The sequence below is a fragment of the uncultured Gemmiger sp. genome, assembly GCA_944388105.1.
Classification (GTDB): domain Bacteria; phylum Bacillota; class Clostridia; order Oscillospirales; family Ruminococcaceae; genus Gemmiger.
In genome coordinates, this window is the sequence record CALXHN010000006.1 from 43,090 (window position 1) to 53,419 (window position 10,330).

Annotated in this window: 7 protein-coding genes; 5 read left to right on the plus strand and 2 right to left on the minus strand. The window is 61.9% G+C overall.

Annotation, left to right across the window (positions count from 1 at the left end; translation table 11 throughout):
- Positions 1–81: 81 nt before the first annotated feature.
- The 3 genes from Q0K17_RS01540 (at position 82) to ptsP (ending at position 3,161) form a co-directional block, all read left to right on the plus strand.
- Positions 82–927 carry a Cof-type HAD-IIB family hydrolase gene (locus tag Q0K17_RS01540; RefSeq protein ID WP_294539051.1) on the plus strand — a complete coding sequence of 282 codons (846 nt, stop codon included), beginning with the start codon at positions 82–84 and terminating at the stop codon, positions 925–927.
- Between the two features lie 213 nt (positions 928–1,140).
- Positions 1,141–1,398, plus strand: coding sequence for an HPr family phosphocarrier protein (locus Q0K17_RS01545; RefSeq protein ID WP_294539052.1), 258 nt, complete (start codon positions 1,141–1,143; stop codon positions 1,396–1,398).
- An 83-nt stretch (positions 1,399–1,481) separates the two neighbouring features.
- Positions 1,482–3,161, plus strand: a complete 1,680-nt coding sequence (gene ptsP, locus Q0K17_RS01550; protein ID WP_294539054.1) for a phosphoenolpyruvate--protein phosphotransferase — start codon at positions 1,482–1,484, stop codon at positions 3,159–3,161.
- 63 nt (positions 3,162–3,224) lie between these two features.
- Here ptsP and Q0K17_RS01555 read toward each other — a convergent pair whose 3' ends face one another.
- Complete coding sequence (locus Q0K17_RS01555; RefSeq protein ID WP_294539057.1) at positions 3,225–4,031, minus strand: MerR family transcriptional regulator; 807 nt, start codon at positions 4,029–4,031, stop codon at positions 3,225–3,227.
- 164 nt (positions 4,032–4,195) lie between these two features.
- On the opposite strand from Q0K17_RS01555, the gene Q0K17_RS01560 reads away from it, so the two are divergent.
- Positions 4,196–8,446, plus strand: a complete 4,251-nt coding sequence (locus tag Q0K17_RS01560; protein ID WP_294539061.1) for an EAL domain-containing protein — start codon at positions 4,196–4,198, stop codon at positions 8,444–8,446.
- A 219-nt stretch (positions 8,447–8,665) separates the two neighbouring features.
- Positions 8,666–10,015: an MATE family efflux transporter gene (locus Q0K17_RS01565; RefSeq protein ID WP_294539064.1), complete on the plus strand. Its 1,350-nt coding sequence runs from the start codon at positions 8,666–8,668 to the stop codon at positions 10,013–10,015.
- Between the two features lie 42 nt (positions 10,016–10,057).
- On the opposite strand, the gene Q0K17_RS01570 is transcribed toward Q0K17_RS01565, so the two are convergent.
- Positions 10,058–10,330, minus strand: a 273-nt coding sequence (locus Q0K17_RS01570) for an EFR1 family ferrodoxin (RefSeq protein WP_294539067.1), incomplete at its 5' end; no start/stop codon positions are given.

The following is a 10,330-nucleotide window of genomic DNA, read 5'->3' on the forward strand; positions in this document are numbered from 1 at the left end:
CATCATAAAAGCACGGGGCGCACCGGGCCGTGGGCCCGATGCGCCCCGCTGTTTTTTCATCAAAGGAAAGGAACACCGCTGATGTCCAAGATCATTTTTCTGGATGTGGACGGCACCTTGGTGGATTACCAGAACCGTCTGCCGGACTCCGCCGCCCTGGCCGTGCGCAAGGCGCGGGCCAACGGCCACCGGGTCTACCTGTGCACCGGCCGCAGCAGGGCCGAGATCTATCCCAACCTGTGGGAGCTGGGGATCAACGGCCTGCTGGGCGGCAACGGCAGCTATGTGGAGGACGACGGACAGGTCATCATGCACCAGCTGCTCAGCCTGGACCAGTGCCGCCGGGTGGTGGACTGGCTCCACGCCCGGGGCCTGGAATTCTACCTGGAAAGCAACAACGGCCTGTTTGCCAGCGAACGCTTTGAGGAGGTGGCCCTGCCCACCCTGCTGGAATATATCCGCCGCAAGGGCAAGGATGTGGAAGGGCTGACGGTGCGGGAGATCTTTCCCGACCTGCAGTTCGGCCTGCAGGGGGAACAGCTCTACCGGGACGACGTGAACAAGATCAGCTTCATTCTCCACAGCTATCAGGACCACCTGGACTCGGTGCGGGACTTCCCGGACCTGCAGCCCGGGACCTGGGGCGGCAGGGGAGAGACCGCCCTTTTCGGGGACCTGGGGGTGAAGAACATCACCAAGGCCCACGCGGTGCAGGTCCTGCTGGACCACCTGGGCGCCGACCGGGCCGACACCATCGGCTTCGGGGATGCCAAAGTGGACCTGCCGCTGCTGGAAGCCTGCGCCGTGGGTGTGGCCATGGGCAACGGCGGGCCGGAGATCCGCGCCGCCGCCGACTTTGTCACCGACGATGTGGAGGAAAACGGCCTGTACAATGCCTTTGTCCGCCTGGGCCTCATCGAAGGCTGAGACGCCGGTAAAGACCGTCTATACGGACAACGGCAGGGCACCGGCGGGGCTTTTTCAGCCGAAATTTTTGTCAAAAATTTCACCAATGTACAAAAAGGACGAAAAAGCGACAGAGTTTGTGCCCGCTTTTGGTTGACGTTGCGGCCCGAACATGCTACTATATTAGTGATACATTGGCACCGGAAACACCGGTGCGTATGGGAGGAAACAAGTATGAAAGAATTCACTTATACCATCCAGGAAGCCGTTGGCATTCACGCTCGTCCCGCCGGCCTGTTGGTCAAGGAAGTCAAGAAATATCAGAGCACTGTCACCATCACCAAGGGCGATAAGTCTGTCAACGCCCTGAAGCTGATGGCCCTGATGGGCATGGGCGTCAAGTGCGGCGATACCGTCACCGTCAAGGTGGAGGGTGCCGACGAGGAGACCGCCGCTCCGGCTCTGGAAGCTTTCTTCAAGGCCAACCTGTAATTTCTGCCAAGACTCCGTCTGCGGCCAGCCACCTGGCTGGCCGCTTTTTTCGTATTTCTATGGATTGAATGAGGTGTAAGCCAATGATCAGTATTCAGGGCAAGGGCGTATCGTCCGGTGTGGGCATCGGTCCGCTGTATTTCTACCATCGCGCCAAGACCGCCATTCCGCGCTACACCGTGGAAGACACCGATGCCGAATGGCATCGTTTCAAGGGCGCCCAGACCGGCGCCATCGAGCAGCTGGGCGAGCTGGCCGAAAAGGCCCGCGCCGAAGCAGGCGACGAGGCCGCTATGTTGTTTGAGACCCACCAGATGATGGTGGAAGATCTGGATTATGAAGAGGCCATCGAGGACCGCATCACCAACGAAAAGATGAACGCCGAGGCCGCCATTGCCGATACCTCCCTGCAGTTTGCCGAGATGTTCGAGGCCATGGACGACAGCTATATGCAGGCCCGCGCCGCTGACGTCAAGGACGTTTCCCGCCGGCTGCTGTCCATCCTGGGCGGTGCCGTGGAGGGTGGTATCGCTTCCGACGTGCCAGTGCTGCTGGCCGCCGACGATCTGGCTCCTTCCGAGACCGTTCAGCTGGACAAGTCCAAGATCCTGGGCTTCATCACCGCCGGCGGCTCCGGTTCCAGCCACACCGCCATTCTGGCCCGCACCATGGGCATCCCCGCCATCGTGGGCGTGGGCGATGCCCTCAAGCCGGAGTATGAAGGCCGCCAGGCCATCATCGATGGTGCCACCGGCAGCGTGGTCATTGATCCCGACGATATGACCCGGGACAAGATGATGAAGAAGCGGGAAGAGCAGCTGCGCCTGCAGCGCCTGCTGGAGACCCTGAAGGGTCAGCCCAACATCACCAAGGACGGCAAGAGCATCCGGGTCTACTGCAACATCGGCAGCCCTGAGGACGTCCACGCCGTGCAGGTCAACGACGGCGGCGGCATTGGTCTGTTCCGCAGCGAATTCCTGTACCTGAACTGCGAGGATTATCCCACCGAGGACCAGCAGTTTGAAGCCTACAAGCAGGTCCTGTCCGATATGGACGGCAAGGAAGTCATCATCCGTACCCTGGATATCGGCGCGGACAAGCAGATCGGCTACTTCAACCTGCCTCATGAGGAAAACCCGGCCATGGGCATGCGCGCTTTGCGCATCTGCCTGACCCGTCCGGAAGTCTTCCACACCCAGCTGCGTGCGCTGTACCGTGCTTCCGCTTTCGGCAAGCTGCGCATCATGTTCCCCATGGTCACCAACGTGTGGGAAGTGCGGGAAGCCAAGCGTCAGTGTGAGGACGTGAAGCGGGAACTGAAGGCCGAGGGCATCCCCTACAGCGAGGACGTGGAGATCGGCATCATGATCGAGACCCCCGCCGCCGTCATGCTCAGCGACCGTCTGGCCAAGGAAGTGGACTTCTTCAGCGTGGGCACCAACGACCTGACCCAGTACACCCTGGCCTGCGACCGTCAGAACAACGACCTGGGCCGTTTCTATGACCCCCATCATCCCGCGGTGCTCCGCATGCTGAAGATGGTGGCCGACAACGCCCACAAGAACGGCATCTGGACCGGCATCTGCGGTGAGCTGGGTGCCGACCTGACCCTGACCGAGACCTTCCTGGCCATCGGCATTGATGAGCTGTCCGTCTCTCCCCGTGCTGTGCTGCCGCTGCGCAACGCCATCCGCATGACCGACACCCGGGAGACCAGCCCCCGCATTCTGGCGGCCCTGGCGGACGAGTATACCAACAACTGAAAAACCGGACCCGCCGGTCCGTAAAACAGCAGGCCGTTCCCCGGCAGGGGAGCGGCCTGTTTTTTATGGTTCGGGTCTGGGGCGCACCCGCAGCTGCAGTTCGGTCACATGGTCGGCGTCGTCCCCGGAAATGTGGATGTCCGCCAGCAGAAATTCCAGCAGCGGCCCCTGGGGCGTATAGCCCTGTCGGCCGGCTTCGGCCAGCAGGAGGGGGACCAGATCGGCGTTCTGGCTGTTGGGGCCCCGGTAGGCCAGACAGAGGTATTCTCCCCGGGGCAGGGTGCTCTCTCCCCGGGGGTGCAGGATGAACACGCCGGTGTACCGCTGGCAGTCTCCCTGTCCGGCAGCGTTCAGGTCCAGATAGGACCCGATGCCGTCGTTGCCCCACACATACAGATGGTCCGGGTCGAACCGCCGCAGCTGCTGGATCAGCGGGTCCATCTCGGCATCGGTGCGGTAGGCCTGGTGCAGGGCATGGCATCGCCGCGCCGGAAACTTCTGCACAAAGCAGGTGTCCAGCGGCAGGCTGTAGGCCCGCTGGCAGCTGTCCATGCGCTGGCATACGGTGCGGCGCAGCGCCTGCAGCCGCCGGATGCGGGCATCCAGCAGTTCCAGTTCGTCGTGAAGCAGCTGGCGGGTGGTGGCGGCGCTGTGGTCCTGCAGGTACGCCCGGATGGTCTCCACCGGCACGTCCAGGGTGCGCAGATCCCGGATCACGTTCAGCCGCCATACATCCTCGATGCTGTAGGCCCGGTACCCGTTTTCGGTGCGCTGGGGCCGCAGCAGGTCCTGCTCCTCGTAATAGCGCAGCAGGTCGGGGCTGACGCCGTACAGGCGGGCCAGCTCGCCGATGCGGTAAAAGCGGGGCATGAAAAGCGCCTCCTTCCTGTGTTCCTTTCATTATAGCAACCGGGGCAGGGGAGCGGCAAGACCTGCCGCCTTGCATGGCCCGGGTACCTCTGTTATAATAAAACGCGATATTGTACAGTACAACGGGAAGGCTCTGCCATGCCCGACCGGCCCGGGAGAAAGTCATGGAATACGATCTGAAAAAGCTGACGCAGGAAGCCCGCGACGCTCTGAACTTTCTGGGAGAAAGTTCCCACGAATACTATTTCTATTACAATTTTCATGACCGAACAGCGGTGTTTTCCCGCAACATGTGGGACCGGTTCGCCCTGCCGCCCTCCCGGGAGGCAACCTGCACCCCCCGCCAGTTGTATGAGATCGTGCACCCGCAGGACCGGCCCATCGTGACCATGCAGTACCGGCGCCTGTCCCGGGGGGAGGACACCACCTACGAAGGCCGCTATCGCCTGCGGGCCCACACGGGGGAATATGTGTGGGTCAGCAGCTGCGGAAAAAGCCAGATCGGGCCGAAAGGCCGCCCGCAGTGGATGATCGGGCGCATTGCCCCCTGTGAATCCGAAGTAGAATCCCGCCCGGATGTATTCGATCTGAACCGCCTGAAACAGGATGCGGAGATCTATCTGGAAGAAAAGACTCCCGCCAGCCTGCTGGTCATCGGGGTGGACAACCTGCGCTCCATCAACCTCAAGCATGGGCGCCGGTACGGGGATTCGGTGCTGGCGCAGCTGCATGCCTCCTTTGAGGAGGCGGTCTATGGCCGGCAGCGCGTCTACCATACGGTGGGGGACTGCTACGCGGCGGTCCTGCCCTACACCGATGAAGCCCAGGCCACCGAGGTCTTCCGCTATGTGCAGAAGCGCATGGCCGACTGCTGCACCCTCTCTGCCGGCTGTGTGCCCCTGCTGACCTACAAGATCCCGGACGCCGAGACCCTGTACCAGTACGCAGAGGTGACGCTGGCTGCCGCCAAGCGGCAGGGGCGGGACAAGATCGTGTTCTTCTCGGCGGAAGATTACGAAAAGGAACTCAGCGTCCTGGAACTGAAAGACGAGCTCAGACGCAGTGTGGAACAGGAATTCCGGGGCTTCTCGGTGATGTATCAGCCCCAGGTGCGCACCGACAGTTTCCGCCTGTATGGGGCCGAAGCCCTGCTGCGCTACCGGTCGGAACAGCGGGGAGAGGTCCCGCCCACCGAATTCATCCCGCTGCTGGAACAGTCCGGCCTCATCGGCAAGGTGGGGCTGTGGGTGCTCCGGCAGGCCCTGGCCCAGTGCGGTCAATGGCGGCAGCAGGCGCCGGAATTCCGGATGAGCGTCAACCTTTCCTTCGCCCAGCTCTATCAGGAGAGCATCGCCCGGGATGTGCTGGATGCCCTGCACGAGAGCGGTCTGCCCGGAAATGCCCTGACCCTGGAAGTCACCGAAAGCCTGGAACTGGTGGAGTACACCCGCATCAATGAGATCTTCCGCCAATGGAAACTCAGCGGCATCGAGATCTCGGTGGATGATTTCGGCACCGGGTATTCGGGCCTGAGCCGGCTCAAGGAGCTGGAAGTGGACGAGATCAAGATCGACGGCATGTTTGTGAGCAACATTCACCGCAGCGCCTACAATTACCGCCTGCTCAGCAACATGATCCAGCTGGCGGACAGCAGCCGCATCCGGGTGTGCTGTGAGGGGGTGGAGCGGGAGGATGAACTGCGCGTCCTGCAGGAACTGGGCCCCATGCTGCTGCAGGGGTACCTGATCGCCCGTCCCTGCACCCCGGCCCAGCTGGAAGCCCTTTTCCTGGACGAAAATGATCCGGCCTGCCGTAAACGCCAGGAACGGATCCGGAACATGACGGCCCGCAGCGCGGCGGCTCCCGCACTGCCGGAGGATGCCTGCAATGAAAGTGAACTGGCCCTCAAGGTCCTCAATTCCGAAAGCAACATCTACTATATCAGCGACCCCGAGACCTACGAGCTGTATTACCTGAACCCGGCGGGCCAGAGTCTGTTCGGGGTGCGGGATTACCAGGGCCGCAAATGCTACCGTGTGCTGCAGGGCCGGGACACGCCCTGCCCCAACTGCACCAATTCCCAGCTGCGCCAGGACGGCTTTTACGTATGGGACCACTATAACGAATACTGCAAGCGGCATTTCCTGCTGCGGGACAAGCTTATCGAATTCCGGGGCCGGCCGATGCGGCTGGAAATCGCCTCGGACATCACCAAGCATGAAAACGTCAGCCGGGATACCGGCGAACGGCTGGCCTTTGCCCAGAAAATCGTGGAGAACACCGCCATCCTTTCCGGGGACAGCCGTTATGAGGAAGCGGTGGACAAGGTGCTGGCTTCGGTGGGACAGTATTACCACGCCGACCGTGCCTACCTTTTTGAGCCCACACCGGCCAAACGCGGGTATTGGGACAACACCTTTGAATGGTGTGCTCCCGGCGTGGCACCGCAGCACGGCAATCTGCAGAAAGTGCCGCCCGAGGCGGTCCGCCGCTGGATGGACCAGTTCGAGCGGGACCGCAGTGTCCTCATCCTGAACCTGGACCTCATCCGGGCCCAGAATCCGGCTGAATGGGAGACCCTGCACGCCCAGGACATCACCCGGCTCATCGCGGTGCCCCTGCGGGACGGCGGCCGCACCATCGGCTTCATCGGGGTGGACAACCCCCGGGTCTCCATCCGGGACGATTCCCAGATCCGGGTGCTGGCCCACTTCCTCATCACCCGCATGCACCAGGAGCGCAGCGAGCGGCGTTACCGGCGCCTGCTGCACACCGACAGCCAGGATGTTTTCGCCCGTCTGGGGCTGGGACTCTGGGTCATCTACATGAACCCGGAATCCGGTCAGCGCACCATGCTGGGGGATGATACCATGAACCGGGCCCTGGGGGCATCCGGCACGCTGAGTGAGGCCGAATACTACGAATTCTGGTATACCCGCATCAACCCCGGCTATTATGAGTATGTGGAACGGTCGGTACAGAACATGGTGGATTCCGGCAAGGTCATCCAGGTGGAATATACCTGGAAGCATCCCCAGCGGGGGGATGTGATGGTGCGCTGCACCGGCGTGCGCACCGCCGACGAAAACGGGATGATCTGCCTGAAAGGGTATCACCGCATCGTGGATGATATCGAGATGCTGCCCTACATTCCCGCGGCCTGTGACCGGGATATTTTTGAGTATAACGATCTCAACGGGAGCATCTTCTTCCACACCCGACGGCTTCTGCTGCAGGGGGATGCCCAGCAGGAGCAGAATTTCCCCGGCTGCTGGGTCGAAAGCGGGCTGGTGCACCCCAATTTTGCCGCCAGCTTCCTCCAGGCGTTTTCCCGCCTTCGCCTGCAGGATGAGCCGGGGCAGCTGCAGCTGCAGCTGCGGGGCAAGAGCGGAGAATATGAATGGTTCCGCCTGACACTGCAGCATCTCAGCCAGCAGATCCAGGACCTGGACACCGTGCTGGTCCTGGTGGAGCCCATGGGGACCGAGCGGACCCAGGAACTGGAATACATGCGCATGCGGCGGTTCTACCAGGTGCTGCTGGGCGAGGCCATCGCCTACGCCGAGGTGGACCTGGACCGGGACGATCTGCAGTCGGCAGGCGGTATATGGCGCTGTTATGAGAAGGACTACCGCCATACCGGCCGTCATTTCTTCCAGGAGCTGTCCCGGGCGCTGTCCCAGGGCCTGAACGAGGCGGAGATGAAGGTCCTGCATGACTATGCGGACCCCGCCGCCCGGGAAACCTTCTTTGCCGAAGGAAACCTGAGCCACCGTTTTTACTACCGGCGCTGCATCGGCAACGAACTGCACTGGGTGGAGCTCACCGTTTACCTGTTCCGGGAGCAGCTGTCCGGCAGTGTGTACGCCCTGCTGTACCTCAAGGATGTGAACGCCGAGAAGGAGCGGGAACTGGCCCAGCTGGACGCAGCCAACCGGGATCCCCTTACCGAGATCTACAACCGCACGGCCTTTGAGCGGGAGATGACCCGCAGCATCATCGAGTCCACCGCCAGCCCCTGCGGGTATCTGCTGCTGCTGGACGTGGACAACTTCAAGCAGATCAACGACCTGCACGGGCATATCGAAGGGGACGCCATGCTGAAGACAGTGTCCCGACAGCTGCTGCAGACCTTCCGCAAAGGGGATGTGATCGGCCGCATGGGCGGGGACGAGTTCCTGGTGTACATCCGGGGCAGCATCCCCCGGGAAAGCCTGGAACAGCGCCTGAACCAGTTCCTGGAACAGCTGCGGCTGAATACCAACAATGTGCTGACCTGCAGTATGGGCCTCACCTGCGTCACCAGCGAACATTTCGACTATGCCCGTTCGGTGGACCGGGCGGACAATGCCATGTATCACAGCAAGCGCAACGGCAAAAACAGCTATACCTTCTATGAGGACCTTCATCCCTGAGACCGGCAGAATTTTCCGCGTCCGCAGCCCTTGACATTTTCCGCCGTGGGCTGTACCATGTATACCGTTGTTAAACCGTCCCTCTCGGGAACGGATGTGGATTTTAGGTAAAACAGGTTACTTTTCGCCACACGAGTATGCCCTTCGTTCCGGGCAGCCCGTGTGGCTTTTTTTGCCTGTCAGCCTTTTTGGGCCGAAAAGAAAGAGGAACCCGTCCTTATGGAACAGACCTTCATGAAACAAAAACCCGTTCTGCCCCTGGTGCTGTCCATGTCGCTGCCCATGGTCCTGTCCATGATGGTATCGTCGCTGTACAACATCGTGGACAGCTACTTTGTGGCCCGGATCAGTGAGCAGGCCATGACCGCCCTTTCCCTGGTGTTTCCGGTGCAGAACCTCATCAACGCGGTCACCATCGGATTTGCCATCGGCATCAACGCGGTCATCTCCTACTACCTGGGCGCCGGCGAGCCCGACCGTGCCGGACAGGCCGCCACCCAGGGCATGGCCTGCAACGCCCTGCACGGTCTGGTGCTGACGGTGGGGTGCATTGCCTGCATGCCGGCCTTTCTGGCCTGCTTCACCGCCGACACCGCCGTCATCGACCTGGGGGTGCGGTATTCCCGTATTGCCTTCAGCTTTGCGGTGGTCATCGCTCTGGCCATGTCCTTTGAAAAGATCTATCAGGCGGCAGGCCGGATGGTCCTCACCATGGTCAGCATGCTCTGCGGCTGTGTGGCCAACATTGTGCTGGACCCCATCATGATCTTTGGGCTGGGCCCGGTGCCCCGCATGGGCATCGAAGGCGCGGCGTGGGCCACCGGTATCGGACAGGTCATCAGCCTGGTGCTCTACCTGCTCTTCTATACCTTCCGCCCGCTGAATATTCGCATCCGGGCAAAGGCCCTGCGCCCCAGCCGGAAGATCCTGGGCCGCCTGTACGCGGTGGGGGTCCCAGCTGCGCTGAACCTGGCTCTGCCTTCGCTGCTGATCTCGGCGCTGAACGTGATCCTGGCGGCATATTCCCAGGTGTATGTGCTGGTGCTGGGGGTCTACTACAAGCTGCAGACCTTCCTGTACCTGCCGGCCAACGGCATCGTGCAGGGCATGCGGCCCATCATCGGCTACAATTACGGCGCCGGCGAGCATGACCGGGTGCGCAGGATCTACCGGGTCACCCTGGCGCTGTCCGCAGCCATCATGGCGGTGGGCACCCTGCTGTGCTGGGCTGTGCCCGGGCAGCTCATCGGCCTGTTTTCCCGGAATGCCCAGACCATCGCCACCGGCAGCACCGCGCTGCGGATCATCAGCCTGGGTTTCCTGATCTCCTCGGTATCGGTCATCTCTTCCGGCGCGCTGGAAGGCCTGGGCATGGGCGGGGCGTCCCTCATCATCTCCCTCATGCGGTATACCGTCTTCATCATTCCGGCGGCCTTCCTGCTCAGCCGCGTCTGGCAGGCAAACGGGGTGTGGCATGCCTTCTGGATCACCGAGGTGGTCACCGCCGCGGTGGGATACCGTGTCTACCGCAAGCGGACCGCCGTGTGCGCAGGTACGGACCATCTGTAAGACAAAAACCCGCCCGGGACCCAAGATCCCGGGCGGGTTTTGTCAGTTTGATTCGGCTTGGTAGGGCGGGCACTGGTAGCGGGGCTTGCCCCGGCTGATGCGGCCGTACTCGATGGCATTGACCGGACACCCGCAGATGCAGGCCATGCAGTGGGTGCAGCGGTCGCCCCAGGCCGGTTTGCCGTCCTGCAGCAGGATGTTGCCCAGGGGGCAGTGGGCTTCACACCGGCCGCAGGCCACACAGGCATCGGAGACGGTGAAAGGCTTGGCCTTGATCTGGAACCGGTAGAAGGCCTTGTTGATGAGCCCGGATTT